Source organism: Ruegeria sp. SAZA006, from assembly GCF_059613465.1.
In genome coordinates, this window is sequence record NZ_JBXWSO010000014.1 from 398,892 (window position 1) to 420,346 (window position 21,455).

The following is a 21,455-nucleotide window of genomic DNA, read 5'->3' on the forward strand; positions in this document are numbered from 1 at the left end:
GGATCAGAACTTGTAGTTCAACCCGACGCGAATCCCCTGGTAGCTGGGCGTGGACTTGGTCGAGAAGCCCGAGCCAAAATCGACGACCTTCGACTGGAACTGCACATATTCGAATTCGCCGGTGACGGACCAATTGTCGTTCAACTGATGCTCGGCCCCGATGCTGGCCACGAATCCGTTGCGTCGGTCATCGCTTGCGAAAGACTGAGTGGTGCCGCCGCTGGACAGGCTGTTGGTCGTTTCGATTTCACCCTGAACGAACCCGACGGTAACGAAATACAGAACCGAACCGCTGGGGTTGGTCAGTCCGTTCTTGAACCGCAGCGACAGCACATCCGATATCTCGGAACCTCCCTGAACGGTCGTGGTGCCTATCTGCGTCGTGACACTGTCATCCAGCGAAGCGAAATCGTACCCGATCTCAAACCCGTAGACGTAATCGCGCCCGCCACGCGCAGGCAGCACACCGCGCCAACCGCCCCGTATCCCGCCATAGGCACCGCTCAGGTCAAGTTTGCCGATGGGAAAGGTGCCCGCATTGGTGGCCAGCCCGAACTGGTCTGTTCCGCCTGATCCATACCCGGCGCTGAACCCCAGATAGAAGGCGCTTACGTCTTTGGAGTAACGCTCCGGCCCCAACACGACCGGATCGGAAACGGCGCCGTCCAAATCCCCCGCATGAGTGGGAATACCTGCGCTTGCGGCCAGCAATAGGCCGGCCAGAACACGGCCCGCCCCTGTTTGTCGAATACCTGCCTGACGTGTCACTCGTACCCTCCATTGCGGTGCCCGGGCGACCCGAAGCCCCGCCGATGTAAAGCCCGAAGGCCACCTGAAACACGGCCCCGAGAATTCTGGCTATTCTCCGACCATAGTTCCAAGCGATAAATCAAGGGTAAATTTTGGAAACAAACGCCACGAGTGTTGCGTGAGCGGTGACCCGCGGCCCTGTCACAGCACCTCGCCGGCCAGTGAATTGGCGCCCGAGGCCGTGATCCGGACGTTGCGAAGATCTCCCGCCGAAAGATCGGCGCCGGAAACGTGGACAGCATGCAGATACTCGGACTTGCCAACCATCTGTCCGGCCAGACGCCCGGGTTTCTCAAACAGAACCCGGACTGTCCGACCAACCATCGCATCCTGGATCTCGCGCTGGTGCCGGGTGATCAGAGCCTGCAAGCGTTGCAGACGGTCGTCAGCTTCCTGCGGATCGACCTGCGGACGCTCGGCCGCAGGCGTGCCCGGCCGGGTCGAATACTTGAACGAATACGCATAGCCATAGCGGACCTGCTCGACCAGATCCAACGTGGCCTGGAAATCCTCTTCGGTCTCTTCAGGGAAGCCCACGATGAAATCGCCCGACATCAGGATATCGGGGCGCGCCTCGCGGATCCGCTCGATCAGACGCAGATAGCTTTCGGCGGTGTGGCTGCGGTTCATCCGCTTGAGGATCTTGTCCGAGCCGGACTGTACCGGCAGGTGCAGATAGGGCATCAGCTTTTCGCAGGTGCCGTGCGCCTCGATCAGGTCGTCGGTCATGTCGTTGGGATGCGAGGTGGTGAACCGGATGCGTTCCAGCCCGTCGATCTTGTTCAATTCCCAGATCAACCCGGCCAAGGTCATGTCGCCATCGGGGCCGGCCCCGTGATAGGCGTTGACGTTCTGGCCCAGCAGCGTGATCTCGCGCACGCCGCGCTCAACCAGGTCCTGCGCCTCGCGCAGGATGCGATCGGCGGGGCGGCTGACCTCGGCCCCACGAGTATAGGGTACGACGCAGAAGGCGCAAAACTTGTCACAGCCTTCCTGCACGGTCAGAAACGCCGTCGGGCCGCGTTTGGCCTTGGGGCGGTTCTTGAGTTTCTCGAACTTGTCCTCTTCGGGGAAATCGGTATCCAGCGCCTTTTCGCCGGCGCGCGTCTTGGCCTCAAGCTCGGGCAGGCGATGATAGCTTTGCGGGCCGACGACCAGATCGACCAGCGGCTGCCGGCGCATGATCTCTTCGCCCTCAGCCTGCGCCACACAGCCCGCCACGCCGATTTTCAGATCGGGTTTTTCGGCCTTCAACCCCTTGAAGCGGCCCAGTTCGGAATACACCTTCTCGGCCGCCTTTTCGCGAATATGGCAGGTGTTCAGCAGGATCATGTCCGCATCTTCAGGCGACTGCGTTTCCACATAGCCCTGCCCGCCCAACGCCTCGGACATGCGTTCGCTGTCATAGACGTTCATCTGACAGCCATAGGTCTTGATATACAGCTTTTTCGGTTCGGACATGGGCTGGGCCTTTTGCGTTCGCTGGACCGGCGTCGTCTATACGTATCGAACGCCGCTTGCAATGCTGGCGCAATTACCCGAATTTGACGGATATTTCCAGCAAGGCAGGCTACACGCGGGCAATGAAATACGAATCCCTCGACCACTTTCTGAAATCGGGCCGGGCAGCGTTGACCAAGGGGCCGGTCGCATTGGTTTTCGCCGAAGACGATGTCGAGCTTGATGGGACCCTGCGCCATCACTTGGACTTGGGGTTCAAATCCGTGATCGTATTTGCACCGGCCCAGTTTTCGATCCTGCCTGAAATCTTGGACCGGGTGCACCGGGTCACGATGCGCTGTTCGCCCAGAAATGTGGTGTTCGACACCATAAATCGCGTCATTCAGGCGGAGCCAAACATCTGGCTGTACTACTGCTACAACTCGGAATACCTGTTCTTTCCGTTTTGCGAAACGCGCACGGTCGGAGAGATGCTGGCCTTTCACGCCGAGGAGCGGCGCGACGCGATGCTCTGCCACGTGATCGACATCTACGCCGACGACTTGTCGGCCTATCCCAACGGCGTGGCCCCGGATCATGCGATGCTGGACAGCACTGGATACTACGCTCATTCCCGGCACGACCGGTCGGGACAACCGCTGGAGCGTCAGCTGGACATGTCCGGTGGCCTGCGTTGGCGGTTCGAGGATCACATCCCGTACGAACGGCGCCGGATCGATCGGATCGCGCTGTTCAAAAGCTGCAAGGGTCTGACCCTCCAACCCGATCACACCTTTAGCGAGCCCGAGTACAACACCTATGCCTGCCCCTGGCATCACAACCTGACGGCTGCCATCTGTTCGTTCCGCGCCGCCAAAGCTCTGAAAAGCAACGCGGGATCGACCTTTGATATTCCCAGTTTCCGCTGCCCCTCCTCGGTTCCTTTCCAATGGAATTCGCACCAGTTGCTGGACCTTGGCCTGATGGAACCTGGCCAGTGGTTCTGAGCGCGCCGGAACGGCTCAGCGATTGAGCAGAATCGGGAACCAGTCCTCGCGCAGTCGTTGTCCAGCCCGCATGTCATGCCCCGGAAACGGCGGCGACGTCCGGCCCGGACGCTCGACATACCGGGCGTCATCCCCGACCAGCCGCAGCGAGAAGGCGCGGCGCCGGCTGTCCGACTGGTTTCCTCGGGCACCGTGCAGGGTTCGGAAGTTGAAGGCGACCGCATCGCCGGGTTCCATGTCGAACTCAACGATCCGCATCCCTTCGGCCTCGGGGTCTGGCACCGCGATGTACTGGCCCTCGTCAGGAAAGAAACCCTCTTCCGAAACCCAGCGCGTCGGCAACACTTCCTTTTCCCACAGGTGCGACCCGGCCACGCACCGCAGAGTCGCCTGCGTCACCGGGTCGAGCGGCGACCAGAAGCTTATCGTCTGACGCCCTTCCACAAAGTAATAGGGCCCATCCTGATGCCACGGCGTGGCCATCGAGGTGCCGGGCTCCTTGACCAGAACGTGGTCGTGGAACATCTGGACCGAACGTGACTCCATCAGGTCGGAAGCGACCTCGGCAACCGGCGAGGCTTGAATGACCTGCCGAAACTCGGGGATGCGAGACCAGTTGCAGTAGTCGTCAAAGAAACGGCCGGTTTCGCCTTCTTTCTTGTTTTCCGACGCATATGGCCCGGGATCAGCCATGTTGCGTGCCACCCCTTCCCGCAAGACATCAACGTGATCGGCGAACAGGCCCTCGACCAGAACAACCCCGTCATTGCGATAGGTTTCGATCATCTCCGGGGAAACAAGAGGGTGTGGCATGTCGGTCTCCGTCATTTGCTGAGACCGATTTGCACCTGTCCGGCACCCCTGTTCAAATCATATCTTTCAAAATAAGCATTAATTCCATGTTATATATCACTTTGCGCCAGTATGAGTATGTTTGCGCCATTGGGCGACACGGAAGCCTGTCCGCCGCGGCACAGCACCTGAACGTATCGCAACCTGCCCTTTCAAACGCGCTGACCCGGGTCGAAGAACACCTCGGCCATCCGCTGTTCTCGCGCCGACGCGGCGCGGCAATGTCGCTGACGCCTCAGGGGCGCAAGTTCATCGACAAGGCCGAAGCCTTGCTGACGGGCGCTGCCCGGATCGAAGAGGCTAAAGCCCCGGTTGCCGGAACAAGCCGTTTGAAGTTGGGTTGTTTTGTGGATCTTGCGCCGTTCCTGCTGGCACGGGCAATGCAGACGATCAGGGACACCGTTCCCGATATCGTTCTGACCCACGGTGTTGACACTTTCGAAGGCTTGATCGGCGGATTGACCGACGGACGTTTCGATCTGGCGCTCACCTACGACCTAGGCCTTGATGCCGGTTTCTCACGCCACAAGCTGCAGGACAGTACGCCAGACGCGCTGGTTGGTCCTGCGCACCCTCTGGCCGGGCAAGGCAGCGTTTCACTTGCCGAGCTTGAGCAATACCCGCTCATCCTGTCCAAAGAAGGTCTGTCAGCGCAGCATGTCCTGGGCCTGTTCCGGCGTCATGGGCTGCACCCCAGCGTGTCCTACCGCGCGGAATCACTCGAGATCCAACGCAGTCTTGCGGCCCATGGTGAAGGGGTGGGCATCAGCTATGCCAGCCCGCAAAACGGCCTCAGCTATGATCGGATGCCGCTGCTGAGCCTGCCGATCACCGACCCCGATGCAACCGAGGCCGTGATTCTGGCTCGTCACGGCATCGGCCCTGCGGACACGACAGTCGCCGCTGCTGAACAGGCTCTGGTTAGGTCGCTTGGGAAACTGTGATCAGCGCTTTTTGCGCAGCCGGATGACAACGTCCACCGACGCGATCTCGACCCCGGCCGGTGCTTCGGGCAGACGCTGGATAACCAGTTGGTCGGACGGCGCATCGCTCAGGCGGCCCTCGTCCTCCCAGAAGAAATGCGGGTGGTCATGGGTGTTGGTGTCGAAATAGCTTTTTGAGCCGTCCACGGTAATTTCCTGCAAAACGCCGGCATCGCAGAAGGCACGCAGGGTATTGTAGACCGTTGCAAGGGAAACGGCGTCGCCCTTGGTCTTGGCCGACTCGAACAGGCTTTCGGCGGTGACATGTCGGTGGCGGCCATCGCCCACCAGCAATTCGGCCAAGGCAACACGCTGGCGCGTCGGGCGCAGCCCGGCGTCAACCAACCAGTTCGTAGCGATGTCCCGGCTTTGAGCTGTCATGAAACCATTACCCAATTTCCCCTGCCCCAATATATAAGTGCCGACCACCACCAATTTCAAATGAAATTCATTCGCAATCAACGGCTCCGGCGGGCCGGATGTGTTCGGGTGGTCTTGCAGGACCTTGCAAACGGGTGATAGACGAGGCCAGATTGAATAAACAGACCCCTGGCAGGAGACGCGGCAGAATGGCCCAATTCCCAAGCAGCTTTGACAAGGACGACCTGCTGAAATGCGCGCGCGGCGAACTCTTCGGCCCCGGAAATGCTCAGCTTCCGGCTCCCCCGATGCTGATGATGGACCGCATCACCGACATTTCAGGCGACGGCGGCGCGCACGGCAAGGGGCATGTCGTGGCCGAATTCGACATCACACCGGACCTTTGGTTCTTCGATTGCCACTTTCCCGGAAACCCGATCATGCCGGGTTGTCTGGGTCTTGACGGACTGTGGCAGCTGACCGGTTTCAACCTCGGCTGGCGTGGCTGGCAGGGTCGCGGCTATGCGCTGGGTGTGGGCGAAGTGAAACTGACAGGCATGGTGCGCCCCGACCGCAAGATGCTGACCTATTACGTGGACTTCACCAAGGCAGTCCAGACCCGCCGCCTGACTATGGGTGTGGCGGATGGCCGGGTCGAAGCGGATGGCGAAGTCATCTATCAGGTCAAGGACATGAAGGTTGCATTGTCGGAAAGCTGACCCCAGCTGACTGACAGTCAACAGGGAATGGAACACAGGAGAACGCAAATGCGTCGCGTCGTCGTCACCGGTTTGGGGGTTGTCTCTTCCATCGGGAACAATGCCGAAGAGGTTCTGGCCTCGCTCAAGGCGGGTAAGTCCGGCATCGAGGCCAGCGAGCAGATGGTCGAGCACGGCTTCCGCAGCCAAGTCGCAGGGACGCTCAAGATCGATGTGTCGGAACAAGTCGACAAGCGCACTTTGCGGTTCATGGGACCAGGCGCCGCGTATGCCCATATCGCGATGAGCCAGGCAATCGCTGACGCGGGGCTGAGCGAAGATCAGATCGTCAATCCGCGTACCGGTCTTGTTGCCGGGTCCGGTGGACCGTCCACCAGTGCCATGCTGACCGCACACCAGACTGTTCTGAAAACCGGCGCAACCAAGCGCATCGGACCGTTTGCCGTTCCGAAATGCATGTGCTCGACGATCTCGGCCAACCTGGCGACTGCGTTCAAGATCAAGGGCATCAACTACTCGATCACCTCGGCCTGTTCGACGTCGTTGCATTGCATCGGAAACGCGGCTGAGCAGATCATGCTGGGCAAACAGGACGTGATGTTCGCCGGTGGCGGCGAAGAACTGGACTGGACCTTGTCCTGCCTGTTCGATGCGATGGGTGCGATGTCGTCGAAATACAACGACACGCCCGAAAAAGCCTCGCGCGCGTTCGATCAGAACCGCGACGGGTTCGTGATCTCGGGCGGCGGCGGCATCGTCGTTCTGGAAGAGCTGGAACATGCTCTGGCCCGCGGCGCGAAGATCTATGCCGAGGTGACGGGCTATGCCGCAACCTCGGACGGGCACGACATGGTCGCGCCCTCGGGAGAAGGTGGAGAGCGCGCGATGCGCCTGGCCTTGTCCACCCTGCCCGAAGGCCGCAAGGTCGGCTACATCAACGCGCACGGGACCTCGACACCGGTCGGGGATGTGGGCGAAGTCGAAGCCGTCCGCCGGATTTTCGGCGAGGGCAATGTGCCGCCGATCTCCTCGACCAAGTCGATGACCGGCCACGCTCAGGGTGCTGCCGGCGCGCTCGAGGCGATTTTCTGCCTCTTGATGCTGCAGCATGATTTCATTGCGCCGTCGATCAATGTCGACACGCTGGCCGAAGGCATCCAGCCCGGCGAAATTGCAACTGAGGTTGTTGAAAACGCAGGTTTGGACAGTGTCATGACCAACAGCTTCGGCTTTGGTGGCACCAACGGTTCCATGATTCTGTCCAAGTATAACGGGTGATTATGATGTCGGATTCTATGAAGGGTAAGCGCGGGCTGATCATGGGCGTCGCCAATGATCGGTCGATCGCCTGGGGCATTGCCAAGGCCATGCACGAGGCGGGCGCTGAACTGGCATTCACCTACCAGGGCGAGGCTTTCGGAAAACGGCTGGAACCGCTTGCACAGAGCCTGGGCAGCGACTTCATGGTCGATGCGGACGTGACCGATGACGCATCGCTGGACCGGGCCTTCGACGAACTGGCCGCCCGTTGGCCAACGATTGATTTCCTCGTCCACGCCATCGCCTACTCGGACAAGACCGAGCTGACCGGGCGGTTCCTGAACACCACGCGGGCGAATTTCAAGCACTCGCTGGATGTCTCGGCCTATTCATTCATCGAAGTGGCCCGTCGCGCCTATCCGATGATGAAGGAAAACGGCGGGACGCTGCTCACCCTGACCTATCAGGGTTCGAACAAGGTCGTGCCGAACTACAATGTTATGGGTGTTGCAAAGGCTGCCCTGGAATCGGCGACGCGCTATCTTGCAAATGATCTGGGCCCCGACGGGATCCGGGTCAACGCCATCTCGCCCGGACCTATGAAAACCCTGGCCGGCGCGGCCATCGGGGGGGCTCGCAAGACCTACAAGTTCTGCGACCAGAACGCCCCGCTGCGATCGAACGCCACGCTCGAAGCGGTTGGCGGCACGGCCGTTTACCTTGCGTCGGACGCGGGGGCCTGCACCACCGGTGAAATCATTCGCGTAGACGGCGGTTTCCACATCCTGGGAATGCCACAGCCCGACTTCATGTGACGCGATCTTTCCCTGTCGTTGCCAAGATTTTACCAAACTTCCGCGGCAGGGATATCACATGAGCAAACTAGACCGGATAATCGCGACCAATTCGCGTGCATCTCACTCTCGTCGCAAGACCGGAGTGCTCAGCAGCCGCGCGCGAACGCTACTGCTGACCCTGACGACATTGTTGGTATTGTGGATCTTCTATACCCAACCGCAGCTTCGTGAGGCGGTTGGGTCATTGTTGGGCGGCTGAACGCGCCCTGATCAGTCGATCGAAACGACCTCGATGTCGAAGATCAGATCTTGGCCCGCCAGCGGATGGTTTGCGTCCAGGGTCACGGTTTCTTCGTTGGCGTCCACCACCGTCACAGGCAGCGCCTGGCCATCGGGGGTCTGCATCTGCAGCTGGGTGCCGGGGTCCAGTGGGATGTCGTCCGGGATGCCTTCGCGCGGAACGTCCTGGCGCATCGCGGGGTTGATCGGCCCATAAGCGTCCTGGCAATCCACTTCGACCCGTTTCTTCTCGCCGATTTCCATGCCCGGCAGAGCTGCGTCCAGACCGGGAATGATCTGGCCGGACCCCACGGCGAACTCCAGCGGATCGCGTCCTTCCGAGCTGTCGAAAACGTTGCCGTCCCGCAAAGTTCCAGTGTAGTGAATGCGAACCGTGTCGCCTTGTTTGATTGCGGTCATAACTGTCTCCGACCTGAGTTTAGAATGAGCGGTCAAACCTAGAGACTGACCCGCCAATGTAAACCCTTTTACGCTTTAACCCGCGCATGGCCTGTGCCAACCTGCCCCGGAAGATGGGGAGAGGCAGATGGCGATCACAACCTGCGTTTTCGATGCGTATGGAACCCTTTTCGACGTGGCCGCAGCCGCGCGTCAGGCGGCCGCCGAACCGGGCCAAGATGCGCTGCGTGACAAGTGGCCTGAACTGGCCAACCACTGGCGGTTGAAACAGCTGCAATACACGTGGCTGCGTGCTGTGGCGGACGCACATGCCGATTTCTGGGACGTGACGCAGGATGGCCTGGACTGGGCGCTCGAGGCGACGGGCCTGCAGGGGGACCCTGCGCTGCGGCAGAGACTGCTGGACCTGTATTGGGAACTGCAGGCCTATCCCGAGGTTCCCGCCATGCTTAAGGCGCTCAAGGACGGCGGGATGCAGACCGCGATCCTGTCAAACGGATCGCCGCCCATGCTGGAAGGCGCGGTCAGGTCTGCGGGTATCGGCGGCGTATTGGACGACATTCTGTCAGTCGAAAGCGTCGGCGTCTTCAAACCGCATGCGCGGGTCTATGATCTTGTGTGCGACCGCTTCGGGTGCGAACGATCGAACGTTCTGTTCGTCAGCTCGAATGGTTGGGACGCCGCCGGAGCCAGCGGGTACGGGTTCGTTACGGCCTGGGTCAACCGCGCCGGCGAGCCGATGGACCGATTGCCGTGGACTCCGGCGCATGTCCTGTCCGACCTGACCTCGATTCCGGAACTGGCAGGCGTTTGATGCCACAATTCACGACGTCTGACGGTCTGCGCCTGACCTACGAAGATACAGGCAGCGGCAAGCCGCTGCTTTGCCTTGCCGGCCTGACCAGAAACAGCCGGGATTTTTCCTTCTTCGCGCCGCACGCCAACGGACTGCGTGTCATTACGATGGACTATCGGGGGCGCGGCGACTCGGATTTTGATCCGGATTATCGCAACTATTCCGTTCCGCGCGAAGCGCAGGACGTGATCGAGTTGCTGGATCACCTCAAGCTCGATCGGGTCAGCATCCTTGGCACCTCGCGTGGCGGGTTGATTGCCATGACCCTCGCCGCAATTCGCCACGAATGTCTGAGTGCCGTCATTCTGAATGATGTCGGCCCCGTAATCGAACCGTCGGCCATCGGGCGCATTATGGATTATGTCGGCAAGGCTCCTGCCGCAACAACGCTGGAACAGGCCGCTGTTGCGCTGAAACAGGCAATGGACCCGCAGTTTCCGGGCGTATCGATTGAAACCTGGAGAAAGCAGGCCGCATTCCAGTACGAAGAAACCGGCACCGGCCTGCGGTTGCGTTATGACCCCGCATTGAGAACCGCGTTGCAAGAACAGATTGCAGCGGGCCCGCCCGCTGATTTGTGGCCAGTGTTCGAAGCCCTGAACCCGCTTCCCACCGGAGTGATCCGTGGAGCGAACTCGGACTTGCTGAGCTCCGAGACCCTTGCAGAGATGCACCAGCGTCATGCGAGGTTGATTTCGGCCGAAGTGCCCGACCGGGGCCATGTTCCATTTCTGGACGAACCGCAGTCCCTAACCGTCATTCGCAAGGTACTGGATTTGATATGAGCACAATTGACCTGATCGAAGCCGCTGCCGTGCGCCTGCAAGGGCACGCGCGCGAAACCCCGATCCTGACATCGCCGTTTCTGGACAAACTTGCCGGGCGGCGCGTTCTGGTCAAGCCCGAGTGCCTTCAACACACCGGAAGCTTCAAGTTTCGCGGCGCGTGGTCTGCGATTTCCGCCCTGAATGCCGAGGCTCGCAAACGCGGGGTCATCGCGTATTCATCAGGCAACCATGCGCAGGGCGTGGCGCATGCGGCTACACTTCATGGTGTTCAGTCCGTCATCATCATGCCGTCCGACGCACCGGCCCTGAAAATCAAAAACACTCGAGCTTTGGGCGCCGAGGTCATCCTTTACGATCGCGCCAATGAAAGCCGCGAGGAGATCGGCGAGGCGTTGTCCCGGGAGCGCGGTCTTACGTTGATCCGGCCGTATGACGAACCGCAGGTGATCGCCGGTCAGGGGACCGTCGGCCTCGAGGTGGCGCGGCAGGCGCGCGATCTCGGTGTGACCGACGCCGATGTTCTGGTATGTTGTGGTGGCGGTGGACTGACCTCAGGCGTGGCACTTGCCCTGGAAAAACATGCGCCAGGTCTCAGGGCGCGCCCCTGCGAACCCGAAGGATTCGACGATGTCAAAAGATCCCTGGCCTCGGGGTCCGTTCAGACCAACAACGCAGCCGCAGGCAATATCTGCGACGCGATCCTGACACCGCGGCCCGGTGATATTACCTTCCCGATCCTCCGTCGCCTCTGCGGACCGGGATTGGCGGTATCCGAAGACGAGGCTCTCCGCGCCATGGCCTTGGCGTTCCTGCGCCTCAAGGTCGTTCTGGAACCGGGCGGGGCAGTCTCGTTGGCGTCGGCGTTGTTCCGCAAGGACGATATCCAGGGCGACGCCGTTATCGTCGTGGCATCGGGCGGGAATGTCGATCCACAGGTCTTTGCCCGCGCGTTGGAATTCCTTACCTGACAACGGGTTAGGACAGATGCAATAAATCGCGGCATAAACTGTCAAAATTATCGCAGCAAAAGAGGCTGACCAGATGCACATCGCTGATTTCGGAGATGTTCAGATTCACTATCGCTTGGACGGTGACCCGGATGGTCCACCTTTGGTCTTTGCCAATTCGTTGGGCACCGACATGCGCTTGTGGGACCCCGTGCTGCCTCTGCTTCCCAAAGGTCTGCGCATCATCCGCTATGACAAGCGGGGGCACGGCTTGTCCTCGCAACCGGATGGCCCCTATTCGATGGGAAGTCTGGTGCGCGATGCCGAGCGGCTTCTGGACCTTCTCGAGGTGCGGGATTGCGTCTTCGTCGGCCTGTCGATCGGCGGAATGATCGCGCAGGGGCTGGCCGTCAAGCGGATGGATCAGATCCGGGCGATGGTCCTGTCCAACACGGCCGCCAAAATAGGGACGCCCTCTATGTGGGCCGATCGGATGGCAGCCGTTCGTACAGGTGGGATCGAGGCGCTGGCCGAAGCAACCATGGAGCGCTGGTTTTCGAAAGCATTTCGGGAAACCCCCGATGTCGAGCTATGGCGCAATATGATGGTACGCCAACCGGTCCAGGGGTATCTGGGCTGCTGCTCTGCCATCTCGGGCACGGATTTCTATACGCCAACCAGCGGGCTTAGATTGCCGACGCTGGGAATTGCGGGCTCGGAAGATGGCTCGACCCCTCCCGATCTGGTGCGCGAAACCGCCGACCTGATCCCCGGCTCCCGGTTCGAGCTGATCCGCAAGGCCGGGCACCTGCCCTGCGTCGAGCGGCCCGAGGTCTACGCCGAGCTGCTGAACGCTTTTCTGCGAGAAACCGGACATATCTGAAGGAGGTCACGGTGGCGGAATTTCTTCTTGTTCACGGGTCTTGCCACGGCGCATGGTGCTGGCGCGATCTGATACCGGAACTTGAGAATCTGGGGCATTCGGTCCGTGCGATCGACCTGCCCAGCCATGGATCGGACCCGACCCCAGTGTCCGAGGTCACGCTCGAGATGTGCCGAGATGCGGTTTTGAATGCCACGACCCCGCAAACGATCCTTGTCGGCCATTCCTGGGGCGGCTACCCGATCAGTGCGGCCGCCGAATTCGCCCCTGACCGGATGCGGGCCCTGATCTATGTCTGCGCCTACGTGCCGGTCTCCGGGCTGTCGATGATCGAAATGCGCCGGCGCGCACCTAGGCAGCTGATTGGCGATGCGGTCGAGAAATCGGCAGACGGACTGTCCTACAGCGTGCTGCCGGACCGGGTGCAATCTCTCTTCTACCACGACTGTCCGGCCGACGTTGTCACCTATGCCCTTGCCCGCTTGTGCCCGCAGGCGATCCGCCCGCAGGACACGCCGTTGGATCTGAGCGAGCGTTTTGACGGAATTCCCAAGGCCTATATCCGCACCATGGACGACCGGACGATTCCAACTGAATACCAGGAAGAAATGAGCCATTGCGCGCCGCCCGAATTGCGCCTGACGATCGACAGCTCCCATTCCCCATTTTTCTCGCACCCCGCAGATCTCGCCCGTCAATTGGACGCAATCGCCACCCGCGTCTGAGATCCGGCCCGGCCAAGGTTAACGTGCCATCAGACGAGAATATCGTCTCAATGACAAAAGACCGGGTTACAACACGACAGGCGGGCGACTAAGGTCCTGCAAAATAAGTCATTCGTTCGGTTTCATGCGTCTTCCTTTTCTTTTCGTACTGGGCACTGTCATGATCGATGCAATGGGCATCGGACTGGTCATGCCGATCATGCCTCAGCTGATCGTCGAGGTTCAGGGCGGCTCTCTGGCATCGGCAGCCATTTGGGGCGGCATCCTCAGCACGGCCTTTGCCGCGATGCAATTCCTGTTCGGTCCGGTGCTTGGCAACCTGTCGGATGCTTACGGACGCCGCGCGGTCTTGCTGGTTTCTCTGTTTGTCATGAGCTTGGACTACGTGGTCATGGCCATGGCCGGCAGCATCTGGCTGCTGCTGATCGGCCGCATCGTGGGCGGCATCACGGCGGCCACCCACTCTACCGCAGCGGCCTATATGGCGGATGTATCGAAACCCCATGAAAAGGCCGCCAATTTCGGTCTCATCGGAGCGGCTTTTGGTGTAGGTTTTGTCCTCGGCCCTTTGATGGGAGGATTGCTGAGCGAATACGGAACCCGCGCCCCGTTCTGGGCGGCCGCCGGATTGTCATTTGCAAATTTCCTGCTGGGCCTCGCGGTCATGCCTGAGACGGTCACGGACAAAAACCGCCGCGGATTCCGCTGGCACCGCGCGCGTCCTGACAGCGCATTGCGTGCCATCGCCGCCCTGCCCGGCATCCGACCGTTGCTGTGGGTATACTTTTTGTACTCGGTATCGATCTACGTCTATCCCGCCATCTGGTCATACTTCACGACCGAGCGTTTCGGTTGGTCGCCGCAGATGATCGGGTTGTCACTTGCGGTCTACGGATTGGGAATGGCTGCGGTTCAGGGCGGCTTGATCCGCCCCGCCACCCGCCACTTGGGAGAGCGGACCACGATCGTTTGGGGCATGATCTTCGAGATCGTCAGCTTTCTGGCTCTGGGTTTTCTCACAAACGGCACGATTGCCTTGATGCTGATTCCGATCACCGCACTGGGCGCCGTCGTGACGCCAGCCCTTCAGGCACAGATGTCACGCGCAACGCCGGATTCGCAGCAGGGAGAGCTTCAGGGGGTTCTGGCCGCTCTCCACGCGCTGTCGATGGTGATCTCCCCGTTGGTTATGACCACCGTTTTCGCCCAATTCGCGCGGGTTGATGCAGCGTTCTACCTTCCAGGGGCCCCGTTCCTGTTGGCATTGCTGCTGATGCTGGCCGGATTCGTCCTGTTTCTGCGCGCACATCGCAGCGAAACGTAACAACGACACGGGAATGACGGTTTCAGCCTTGCGGACCGCAGGTTCCCGCGTCACCGTGGCCCAAACCAAACGAGGGATCCATGCAGACCATCAAAGCCGCCGTATGCCGCGCCTTCAACGAACCGCTTGTCATCGAAGACATCCAGATCGCGCCGCCCGGCATGGGCGAGGTCGAGGTCACGCTGGATGCGGTGGCGATCTGCCATTCCGACATCACCTATGCCAGCGGCGCTTGGGGCGGGTTTCTGCCCGCCGTCTACGGGCACGAGGCCGCCGGTGTGGTCTCGGCCGTCGGAGAAGCCAGCGGAGGGTTCAAGGTTGGCGATGCGGTCGTGGTGACCCTGATCCGCGCTTGCGGATCGTGCCCGTCCTGCGCCAGCGGCAAGCCGGTGATCTGCGAAACGCCCTATGACACCGTCAAGGGTCCGCTGCGCACGGCGGACGGTGGGCCGCTGGAACAGGCGATGGCCTGTGGTGCCTTTGCCGAAAAGGTCGTGGTCAGCCACCGCCAGATCGTCAAGATACCCGACGCGATGCCCAAGGACGTGGCCAGCCTGCTGTCCTGCGGGGTGATCACCGGCGTGGGGGCGGCGGTCAACGCCGCGCAGTTGCGCCCGGGTCAGGATGTCGTGGTCGTCGGCGCCGGCGGTGTGGGCCTGAACGCCATCCAGGGCGCGCGGCTGGCCGGGGCCCGGCGGATCGTGGCCGTCGACATGACCGAGGAAAAGCTGGAAATCGCCAAGGAATTCGGCGCCACGCACGGGGTGCTGGCCACGCTGAAAGAACCGTGGAAAGCGGCCTACAAAGCCCTGGGCGGTCGGGGGGCCGATGCGGTTCTGATCACCGTCGGTGCAATCCCCGCTTATGATCAGGCGCCCCGCTATCTGGGTCGCGGTGGCAAGGCGGTTATGATCGGCATGCCGCATTCCGGTGCGCAATCCGGCTATGAGCCGGTCATTCTGGCGGCCCTAGGTCAGGGCATGGTCGGGTCGAAGATGGGCGACGTGGTGATCCAGCGCGACATTCCATGGATGATCGATCTGTATGAACAGGGGCGGTTGAAGCTGGACGAGCTGATCTCGGGGCGCTGGACGCTGGAACAGATCAACGAGGCCATCGAGGACACCAAGACCGGGTCGGCCAAGCGCAACGTGATCGTATTCAACCGGGGCTGACGGCCCAGGACTACCGGCGGGAGGAGACCGGATGAAACTGCAGGATCTCGACATCATCGTGACCGCTCCGCCCGCGCCGGGCTGGGGCGGGCGCTATTGGATTCTGGTGAAGGTCACCACCGATACCGGCATCACGGGCTGGGGCGAGTGTTATGCCTCCTCGGTAGGTCCCGAGGCGATGAAACACGTCATCCGTGACGTCTTCGACCGCCACATGGCCGGCGAAAACCCCGAGAATATCGAGCTGATGTTCCGCCGCGCCTATTCCAGCGGCTTCACGCAGCGCCCCGACCTGACCGTTATGGGTGCGTTTTCGGGACTGGAAATCGCGTGTTGGGACATTCTGGGCAAGGACCGGGACCGCCCGGTATACGCTCTGATCGGCGGCCGGATGAACGACCGCATCCGTGCGTACACCTATCTGTACCCGCTGCCGCAGCACAATCTGACCGATTTCTGGACCTCGCCCGAACAGGCCGGGGAAAGCGCCGCCGAAATGGTCCGGCGCGGCTTTACCGCAGTCAAGTTCGACCCGGCGGGCCCCTACACGATGCGCGGCGGGCATATGCCGGCCATGTCCGACATCTCGATGTCGGTGGCCTTCTGCAAGGCGATCCGTGACGCAGTGGGCGACAAGGCCGACCTGCTGTTCGGCACCCATGGCCAGTTCAACACTGCCGGCGCCATCCGCCTTGGGCAGGCGATCGAGCCTTATTCGCCGCTGTGGTTCGAGGAGCCCACCCCCCCGGACATGATCGAGGACATGGCCCGCGTCGCCCGCAATGTCCGCATCCCCGTGGCCACGGGCGAGCGGATGACGACCAAGGCCGAATTCGGCGCGGTTCTGCGCGCCGGCGCGGCCGAAATCCTGCAGCCCGCCTTGGGCCGGGCCGGCGGGATCTGGGAGATGAAGAAGGTCGCCGCCATGGCCGAGGTCTTCAATGCGCAGATGGCGCCGCATCTCTATGCCGGGCCGGTGGAATGGGCCGCCAACATCCATCTCGCGGCCTCGATCCCGAACCTGCTGCTGCTCGAGACCATCGAAACGCCGTTTCATGACCAGCTGATCAAGGGCTCGATCCGGGTCGAGAACGGCTTTGTCGAGCCGCCTTCGGCCCCCGGTCTGGGCATCGAGGTCGACGAGGAACTGGCCCGTGCCCACCCCTATTCCGGCGACGGTCTGCACCTGCAGATGCAGGAAGACCCCTGCGACTATGTCAATGGCAATGCGTTTCAGGGCGGGGCCCCGGCAACCGAGGGATGACAATTTCAGACAAGTTGGTGCATACTGCGTCCACCCCTTATTTTCATCCCCAAGGTACCACGTGACTTTCACTGACGCCGAATTGACGACCCCACAATCCGAATTGCCCTCGGAAATGGAGGAAAGCGCCGCGCAAGCTGCGGCTTTCCTCAAGACGCTGGCGCATCAGGGCCGCTTGATGATCCTGTGCCATCTCGCGGCCGGAGAACGCTCGGTGGGCGAGCTTGAAGCCTTGCTCAAGTTGCGCCAGGCCGCGGTCAGCCAGATGCTGGCGCGCCTGCGAACCGAAGGCCTGGTTTCAACCCGCCGAGAGGGCAAGACGATCTACTATTCGCTGCGCGACGGCAAAGCCAAGCAGGTGATCGAGTTGATGCATTCCCTGTTCTGTAGCCCGCAGGCCTGATCCTGTCAGCGTGATACATAGCCTGCGATTACCTGCAACAGCTTGAACGCGGTCGCAGCATCGTTTTCGACCACCGCAAGGAACTCTTCCTCGCCGATACGCAGACAGGTGAGATCGGTTTCAGCCACCATGCTGAGCGCACGGGGCTCTTTGCGGATCAGGCCCAGTTCGCCCACCAAGGTACCGCTGCCGACGCGGGTCACCAGCCGATCCTCCTCGGGCGGTTGCGGCAGGTACAAACCAGCTTCGCCGTCGATGATCATGTAGGCACCATCAGTTGGCTGGTCATCCTTGAGGAACACGACTTCGCCGGCCTTTGCCTCGTACCAGCGCGCACCAAAAGCCAGCAGTCGAAGCTGGCGACGATCCAGCCCCGAAAACAGCGGTGTCTGTTCCAAAGCACGCAGCTTTCGCGTGAGGTCCGCCGAGGCTGCACTGTCACCTTCAACATCCGACGGAACCTGATCGGACACTACGCGCCCCTGTCGGATCTCGACAAACATGTCGAAAGCGCCGGGGTTCTTGAACTGTTCGTTCAGGTAGATGATCGTGGCGTCCGGAAGCAGCTCACGCAGGTTCCTGAACACAGCCACCTGCGTGTCCATGCCATAACTCGCCAGTGCGTTTTCCAGTATCAGGATATCCGGCTTCTTGATCGTCGCGCGGGTAAAGGCCAAAGGCTCGGCCAGCGCGGCCGGCAGGTTCTGCCCGCCCAGCGCGACCGGTACATCGTAGATCAGTTCAACCACCAGCGGACGGGCTCCGTTTTCGGTCAGTACGTCTGCGATCACTTTCCGTACCTCGTCCGACCGCGCGCCCCCGATCTGGCTGACCTTGCCGAAAAGCGCATTCTCCATAACCGTCAATCCCGGCGCAAAGGTGGCCGGGTCCAGCGGCTCGAACACGTCGTTCAGGCGCTCCATCAACTTGTCGGAATGGCTGTGCCGTAGTTCGAGGATGCGGTTCTTGAGCTCTTCGGAAAATGCCGGCCCAATCTGTTCAGCCGAGATCACGAAAGGCACGGCCAGCAGGCTGGCCAACTGGTCATCGTCCAACCCTGACGCGCCGGTTTCCCGGGTCTTTTCCACCAGGTCGACAGCGGCCTCATAGGTGGCGGCCTCGAGTCCCAGCTTGCGGAACAACGGGTGATCCGTCCCGTCCAGACCAAAGATCTGACGCAGCATTTCGATCACGTCACGTGTCAGGCCGACCAGTGTTTCATCCAGACCCAACTCGCGCAACTGCCCGAGGAAAACGGTCTGCCGGGCCAGCAACTCTTGCGTCACCTGCACGCGTGGCACAGCAAACAGCAGGTTTTCGGCAACGGGCAGTGCAGCGTTGTACGTCATGCGGTCGAAAATCAGGGCTTGCGACTCCAGACCGGCCTTTTTGACGGCGTCCTGCACCAAGGGCCGCAGCTCGATCAGCTTGGCAGCAAGGTCGGGGTGCTTTTCAGGATCGAAACCCAACTCGGCCCCGCGCCGGAACAAGATGGGCCCAGAGCCCAGTCCGTCGATCAGCTTCAACCACCAATCGCGCAGCTGCTCGGCCGTTTCGAACCCGGCCAGGGAAGGGTCCAGCCAAGTGGCCCGGAAGGGATCGGGGCTGTTTCCCGCACGCAGCGTTTCAAGGTGGTCCGCGTCCTCCGGTGGAGCGGTCAGAGGCCTGAGCTGCATCGGCATCATCACGTTGCCGCCAACGGTTCCCTGAAACATCACCGGTCGCGATGTGGCATGACCGATCCGGGCCGCCACGACGGCCTGGTGCAGCGAGGACAGGTTAACACCCCTGATTTCGACCCGGCCCGAACTTGGCAGGATCTCCCGGGTCAATAGATCCGCCAAGGCCCGGCGGTCCTCTTCGCTGGGGGCGGCGATCCCTATGGTCTTACCGGCGGGGAAGGTCAGGTTCAGATCATCCAGAACCTGATTGCCATCCAGATCACGCACCGAGACTTGCTCCAACTCGATCGGGCCATTCAGGTGCGGTCGGCTGTCGGGCTCGCCTTCGAACAGGGTTTCATCCAGCATGCCACTCGGGGCGAACCGTTCGATGACCACCTCCCAGCGCAGCGACATGTCCTGTGTCTGGTTGTAGTAGGTCAGCAGTTCCTTCCAAGGCGAGCTGAGGTCTTTGTAGGCAGCGAGCGCTGCCACGAGAGCACCAAGCGAAACTGACCCCTGCAGAACCAGCAAACCCCCGACCAGGTAGAACAGGAACGGAGTCAATTGAGAGATGAAGTTGTTGATGAACTTCATGAAGAATTTTTTCTGGTAGATCTCGAACCGGATGCTGAACAGCCGGGACAGTTGATCTGAAATCAGCGCTCGGCGATGGCGCCAGCCGCCGTTCTGGCGCAGAGTTGCCGCGCCGGCCGCGTTCTCGCCGATCTGAGCCGCCAGTACGCGCACCTCCTGGATCCGGCGCTTGTTCAACAGGTTGATCTGGCGCTGCAATCGCGGGATCAGCCAGGCCTGCAATGGGATCAGCGCGACAGCAGCCAACCCGAACCAGACGCTTTGCAGGAATAGAAAGGACAGGATTGTCAGCATCTGCCCCGCCTGAAGGACAGGCTGGCTGATTGCATCGCCCATCAGCCCGCCCATCGGCTCGCTTTCGGCGGTGATCATCGAGACCAGTTCACCCTGACTGACGCGCTCGAAATAGGGTTGAGGAAACAAAAGTGCGCGGTTGATCAACTGGTATCGGAACCGGCGCAGCATTCGTTCGCTGAGAACGCCTTTCATCGTGTTGATGCGCATCTTCATCAAACCATGCGCCAACACCGCCGCCAAAAAGGCGAAGCACAAAATTACCAGAAACGTCGTCTGCGACAGACTGTATCCCCAGACATCCACAATCTCGCTGGATGCGCCGATTGCGTCGTTGATGATGCGTTTGGGCAATTCAAGCGTCAGGTACAGCAGCGGGAACAATGTTGCCGTCACGGCCAGCAGAACAAGCTGATCACGCTTGGAATACTTCCAAATAAATCCAAAAATTGAACGTTCTATGGCCCCTGCCCCTACTGGTGACCCGAAACTGTTTTGCAGCGATCCTGCCGCGGTCAAAGCAGCACGACGGTACTGCAATCGCGCTTGGATAGGCAAATGGTTTCCAAGGCGAAAACTATTTCGACTTGTGTGAACTAGTTCATTTGCGATCCTGCCTCATAGCCCTTAGTCTGAAGGTCAGGACGATATCGGGAGGGTAGTTTTTGCCTGCTACACTTGGCACTGTGTTGCTTCTGCTGTGTGCACTGCAGATCAAACACATGTTTGCCGATTTCTACCTTCAAACGCCCAAGATGCTGTCTGGACGGGGGGAGTACCTGCATGTCGGGCGCGCACAGCATGCCGCGGTGCATGTTGTGGGCTCAGTCGTGGTTTTCCTGATATTCGGCGCGCCGCTTTCGTTCATTCTGATCATCGGTGCGCTCGAGTGGATCGTGCATTTCAATATCGATTTCGCCAAAGCCAGCTATTCCGACAAGAAACAATTGCAACCTGATCAGGCCGCCTTTTGGCGGGCCGCCGGTTTGGATCAATGCCTGCACAACCTCACTTACATCGCGATGGCCTGGGCCTGGGTTGAATTCGTCGCGCGGTAGTCAGAACTCGACCGAACGATTGCGTTTGACCGCCCGTAGAACCACATTCGTCTGCGCACTTGCGACGGCCGGCAAACGAAACAGAAACCTCTCCAAAAAGACGTTGTAGGCGGCAAGATCGGAACACTGCACTCGCAGGTGATAGTCTGCCTGACCGGTCGTTGCGAAACATTCCTGAACTTCCTTGCAGGTTTCGATTGCCCGGATGAACTCCACGATCTTGTCGGGATCATGCCGCGTCAGATGCACATGTACGATCGCCTCGAACCCCAACCCCAGCGCGACCGAGTTCACAACTGCGCCGTAGCGTTCAATGATGCCGGCCTCTTCCAATGCGCGCACCCGTCTCCAAAGGGCCGAGGTCGACATCCCGACCGCATCGGCCAGGTCCGCATTCGACACGCGGCTGTCCTTTTGTAGCAGGGTCAGAATCCGGCGATCTCTGTCGTCCAGCTGCATCATTTGGTAAGCCATTTCGTGTTTTTCGGGTTTTGTGGGTAATTCTATCGGAGTTTTATCAGAATTTCGGATCCATTGGTACAACATTTCGTAA

The 21,455-nt window shown here is 60.6% G+C and carries 23 protein-coding genes; 16 read left to right on the forward strand and 7 right to left on the reverse strand.

The annotated features are described in order from the left end of the window. Positions 1 to 3: 3 nt before the first annotated feature. Both AC2FNZ_RS14110 and miaB read right to left on the reverse strand, forming a co-directional pair. On the reverse strand, positions 4 to 768 hold the full coding sequence (locus AC2FNZ_RS14110) for an outer membrane protein (RefSeq protein ID WP_170369740.1): 765 nt from the start codon (positions 766 to 768) through the stop codon (positions 4 to 6). 183 nt (positions 769 to 951) lie between these two features. Next, a complete protein-coding gene (miaB, locus tag AC2FNZ_RS14115; protein WP_480775503.1) occupies positions 952 to 2,271 on the reverse strand; it encodes a tRNA (N6-isopentenyl adenosine(37)-C2)-methylthiotransferase MiaB in 1,320 nt (439 codons plus the stop codon). A gap of 122 nt (positions 2,272 to 2,393) precedes the next feature. Here miaB and AC2FNZ_RS14120 point away from each other — a divergent pair, with 122 nt between their 5' ends. Beyond that, positions 2,394 to 3,257, forward strand: coding sequence for a hypothetical protein (locus AC2FNZ_RS14120; RefSeq protein WP_496834057.1), 864 nt, complete (start codon positions 2,394 to 2,396; stop codon positions 3,255 to 3,257). 15 nt (positions 3,258 to 3,272) lie between these two features. On the opposite strand, the gene AC2FNZ_RS14125 is transcribed toward AC2FNZ_RS14120, so the two are convergent. Beyond that, positions 3,273 to 4,070 (reverse strand): phytanoyl-CoA dioxygenase family protein, encoded by a 798-nt coding sequence (locus AC2FNZ_RS14125; RefSeq protein WP_496834058.1) that lies wholly within the window; start codon positions 4,068 to 4,070, stop codon positions 3,273 to 3,275. 86 nt (positions 4,071 to 4,156) lie between these two features. On the opposite strand from AC2FNZ_RS14125, the gene AC2FNZ_RS14130 reads away from it, so the two are divergent. Then, positions 4,157 to 5,053 carry a LysR family transcriptional regulator gene (locus tag AC2FNZ_RS14130; RefSeq protein WP_496841013.1) on the forward strand — a complete coding sequence of 299 codons (897 nt, stop codon included), beginning with the start codon at positions 4,157 to 4,159 and terminating at the stop codon, positions 5,051 to 5,053. Here the strand turns inward: AC2FNZ_RS14130 and irrA are convergent, their stop codons facing one another. Next, positions 5,054 to 5,473 carry an iron response transcriptional regulator IrrA gene (irrA, locus tag AC2FNZ_RS14135; RefSeq protein ID WP_093964586.1) on the reverse strand — a complete coding sequence of 140 codons (420 nt, stop codon included), beginning with the start codon at positions 5,471 to 5,473 and terminating at the stop codon, positions 5,054 to 5,056. A 188-nt stretch (positions 5,474 to 5,661) separates the two neighbouring features. Here irrA and fabA point away from each other — a divergent pair, with 188 nt between their 5' ends. The 4 genes from fabA to AC2FNZ_RS14155 are packed head-to-tail and all read left to right on the forward strand — an operon-like array spanning position 5,662 to position 8,487. Then, the gene (gene fabA, locus AC2FNZ_RS14140) at positions 5,662 to 6,171 is read left to right on the forward strand and encodes a bifunctional 3-hydroxydecanoyl-ACP dehydratase/trans-2-decenoyl-ACP isomerase (protein ID WP_093964585.1); all 510 of its coding nucleotides are present in this window, start codon (positions 5,662 to 5,664) and stop codon (positions 6,169 to 6,171) included. A 48-nt stretch (positions 6,172 to 6,219) separates the two neighbouring features. Beyond that, positions 6,220 to 7,449 (forward strand): beta-ketoacyl-ACP synthase I, encoded by a 1,230-nt coding sequence (fabB, locus tag AC2FNZ_RS14145; RefSeq protein ID WP_496841014.1) that lies wholly within the window; start codon positions 6,220 to 6,222, stop codon positions 7,447 to 7,449. 5 nt (positions 7,450 to 7,454) lie between these two features. Continuing rightward, the gene (locus AC2FNZ_RS14150) at positions 7,455 to 8,246 is read left to right on the forward strand and encodes an enoyl-ACP reductase FabI (RefSeq protein ID WP_093965010.1); all 792 of its coding nucleotides are present in this window, start codon (positions 7,455 to 7,457) and stop codon (positions 8,244 to 8,246) included. 58 nt (positions 8,247 to 8,304) lie between these two features. Then, on the forward strand, positions 8,305 to 8,487 hold the full coding sequence (locus AC2FNZ_RS14155; RefSeq protein ID WP_170357073.1) for a hypothetical protein: 183 nt from the start codon (positions 8,305 to 8,307) through the stop codon (positions 8,485 to 8,487). An 11-nt stretch (positions 8,488 to 8,498) separates the two neighbouring features. On the opposite strand, the gene AC2FNZ_RS14160 is transcribed toward AC2FNZ_RS14155, so the two are convergent. Further along, positions 8,499 to 8,927, reverse strand: a complete 429-nt coding sequence (locus AC2FNZ_RS14160) for an FKBP-type peptidyl-prolyl cis-trans isomerase (RefSeq protein WP_496841015.1) — start codon at positions 8,925 to 8,927, stop codon at positions 8,499 to 8,501. Between the two features lie 127 nt (positions 8,928 to 9,054). Here AC2FNZ_RS14160 and AC2FNZ_RS14165 point away from each other — a divergent pair, with 127 nt between their 5' ends. The 9 genes from AC2FNZ_RS14165 to AC2FNZ_RS14205 all read left to right on the forward strand — a co-directional run bounded on the left by AC2FNZ_RS14165 (position 9,055) and on the right by AC2FNZ_RS14205 (position 17,292). After that, the gene (locus tag AC2FNZ_RS14165; protein WP_170339856.1) at positions 9,055 to 9,741 is read left to right on the forward strand and encodes a haloacid dehalogenase type II; all 687 of its coding nucleotides are present in this window, start codon (positions 9,055 to 9,057) and stop codon (positions 9,739 to 9,741) included. Next, the gene (locus AC2FNZ_RS14170; protein WP_496841016.1) at positions 9,741 to 10,568 is read left to right on the forward strand and encodes an alpha/beta fold hydrolase; all 828 of its coding nucleotides are present in this window, start codon (positions 9,741 to 9,743) and stop codon (positions 10,566 to 10,568) included. Before AC2FNZ_RS14165 ends, AC2FNZ_RS14170 begins: the two co-directional genes overlap by 1 nt. Continuing rightward, positions 10,565 to 11,539, forward strand: a complete 975-nt coding sequence (locus tag AC2FNZ_RS14175) for a threonine ammonia-lyase (protein ID WP_496841017.1) — start codon at positions 10,565 to 10,567, stop codon at positions 11,537 to 11,539. The genes AC2FNZ_RS14170 and AC2FNZ_RS14175 overlap by 4 nt, the downstream gene beginning before the upstream one ends. Before the next feature lie 73 nt (positions 11,540 to 11,612). Further along, a complete protein-coding gene (gene pcaD, locus AC2FNZ_RS14180; RefSeq protein WP_496841018.1) occupies positions 11,613 to 12,401 on the forward strand; it encodes a 3-oxoadipate enol-lactonase in 789 nt (262 codons plus the stop codon). Between the two features lie 11 nt (positions 12,402 to 12,412). Further along, positions 12,413 to 13,126 carry an alpha/beta fold hydrolase gene (locus AC2FNZ_RS14185; RefSeq protein ID WP_496841019.1) on the forward strand — a complete coding sequence of 238 codons (714 nt, stop codon included), beginning with the start codon at positions 12,413 to 12,415 and terminating at the stop codon, positions 13,124 to 13,126. 124 nt (positions 13,127 to 13,250) lie between these two features. Further along, on the forward strand, positions 13,251 to 14,450 hold the full coding sequence (locus AC2FNZ_RS14190) for a TCR/Tet family MFS transporter (RefSeq protein ID WP_496841020.1): 1,200 nt from the start codon (positions 13,251 to 13,253) through the stop codon (positions 14,448 to 14,450). 80 nt (positions 14,451 to 14,530) lie between these two features. Then, positions 14,531 to 15,625, forward strand: coding sequence for a Zn-dependent alcohol dehydrogenase (locus AC2FNZ_RS14195; protein ID WP_093964575.1), 1,095 nt, complete (start codon positions 14,531 to 14,533; stop codon positions 15,623 to 15,625). A gap of 31 nt (positions 15,626 to 15,656) precedes the next feature. Further along, positions 15,657 to 16,889 carry a mandelate racemase/muconate lactonizing enzyme family protein gene (locus AC2FNZ_RS14200; protein ID WP_170339844.1) on the forward strand — a complete coding sequence of 411 codons (1,233 nt, stop codon included), beginning with the start codon at positions 15,657 to 15,659 and terminating at the stop codon, positions 16,887 to 16,889. Positions 16,890 to 17,004: 115 nt separating this feature from the next. Beyond that, entirely contained in the window at positions 17,005 to 17,292 is a 288-nt protein-coding gene (locus AC2FNZ_RS14205) for an ArsR/SmtB family transcription factor (RefSeq protein WP_170340532.1), read from the forward strand. Positions 17,293 to 17,297: 5 nt separating this feature from the next. On the opposite strand, the gene AC2FNZ_RS14210 is transcribed toward AC2FNZ_RS14205, so the two are convergent. Then, entirely contained in the window at positions 17,298 to 20,294 is a 2,997-nt protein-coding gene (locus AC2FNZ_RS14210) for a cyclic nucleotide-binding domain-containing protein (protein ID WP_496841128.1), read from the reverse strand. Between the two features lie 215 nt (positions 20,295 to 20,509). Here AC2FNZ_RS14210 and AC2FNZ_RS14215 point away from each other — a divergent pair, with 215 nt between their 5' ends. Then, a complete protein-coding gene (locus AC2FNZ_RS14215) occupies positions 20,510 to 20,902 on the forward strand; it encodes a DUF3307 domain-containing protein (RefSeq protein ID WP_093964572.1) in 393 nt (130 codons plus the stop codon). Here the strand turns inward: AC2FNZ_RS14215 and AC2FNZ_RS14220 are convergent, their stop codons facing one another. Beyond that, positions 20,903 to 21,364 carry an Lrp/AsnC family transcriptional regulator gene (locus AC2FNZ_RS14220; RefSeq protein ID WP_496834177.1) on the reverse strand — a complete coding sequence of 154 codons (462 nt, stop codon included), beginning with the start codon at positions 21,362 to 21,364 and terminating at the stop codon, positions 20,903 to 20,905. Positions 21,365 to 21,455 lie beyond the last annotated feature (91 nt).

Bases quoted from the DNA above. Each gene is read 5' to 3' on its own strand.
- AC2FNZ_RS14150 (WP_093965010.1), top strand. From the start codon at position 7,455: ATGTCGGATTCTATGAAGGGTAAGCGCGGGCTGATCATGGGCGTCGCC.
- fabB (WP_496841014.1), top strand. From the start codon at position 6,220: ATGCGTCGCGTCGTCGTCACCGGTTTGGGGGTTGTCTCTTCCATCGGG.
- pcaD (WP_496841018.1), top strand. From the start codon at position 11,613: ATGCACATCGCTGATTTCGGAGATGTTCAGATTCACTATCGCTTGGAC.
- AC2FNZ_RS14205 (WP_170340532.1), top strand. From the start codon at position 17,005: ATGGAGGAAAGCGCCGCGCAAGCTGCGGCTTTCCTCAAGACGCTGGCG.
- AC2FNZ_RS14155 (WP_170357073.1), top strand. From the start codon at position 8,305: ATGAGCAAACTAGACCGGATAATCGCGACCAATTCGCGTGCATCTCAC.
- AC2FNZ_RS14195 (WP_093964575.1), top strand. From the start codon at position 14,531: ATGCAGACCATCAAAGCCGCCGTATGCCGCGCCTTCAACGAACCGCTT.
- AC2FNZ_RS14220 (WP_496834177.1), bottom strand. From the start codon at position 21,364: ATGATGCAGCTGGACGACAGAGATCGCCGGATTCTGACCCTGCTACAA.
- AC2FNZ_RS14120 (WP_496834057.1), top strand. From the start codon at position 2,394: ATGAAATACGAATCCCTCGACCACTTTCTGAAATCGGGCCGGGCAGCG.
- AC2FNZ_RS14190 (WP_496841020.1), top strand. From the start codon at position 13,251: ATGCGTCTTCCTTTTCTTTTCGTACTGGGCACTGTCATGATCGATGCA.
- AC2FNZ_RS14130 (WP_496841013.1), top strand. From the start codon at position 4,157: ATGTTATATATCACTTTGCGCCAGTATGAGTATGTTTGCGCCATTGGG.
- AC2FNZ_RS14125 (WP_496834058.1), bottom strand. From the start codon at position 4,070: ATGCCACACCCTCTTGTTTCCCCGGAGATGATCGAAACCTATCGCAAT.
- AC2FNZ_RS14170 (WP_496841016.1), top strand. From the start codon at position 9,741: ATGCCACAATTCACGACGTCTGACGGTCTGCGCCTGACCTACGAAGAT.
- irrA (WP_093964586.1), bottom strand. From the start codon at position 5,473: ATGACAGCTCAAAGCCGGGACATCGCTACGAACTGGTTGGTTGACGCC.
- AC2FNZ_RS14200 (WP_170339844.1), top strand. From the start codon at position 15,657: ATGAAACTGCAGGATCTCGACATCATCGTGACCGCTCCGCCCGCGCCG.
- fabA (WP_093964585.1), top strand. From the start codon at position 5,662: ATGGCCCAATTCCCAAGCAGCTTTGACAAGGACGACCTGCTGAAATGC.
- AC2FNZ_RS14175 (WP_496841017.1), top strand. From the start codon at position 10,565: ATGAGCACAATTGACCTGATCGAAGCCGCTGCCGTGCGCCTGCAAGGG.
- AC2FNZ_RS14165 (WP_170339856.1), top strand. From the start codon at position 9,055: ATGGCGATCACAACCTGCGTTTTCGATGCGTATGGAACCCTTTTCGAC.
- miaB (WP_480775503.1), bottom strand. From the start codon at position 2,271: ATGTCCGAACCGAAAAAGCTGTATATCAAGACCTATGGCTGTCAGATG.
- AC2FNZ_RS14160 (WP_496841015.1), bottom strand. From the start codon at position 8,927: ATGACCGCAATCAAACAAGGCGACACGGTTCGCATTCACTACACTGGA.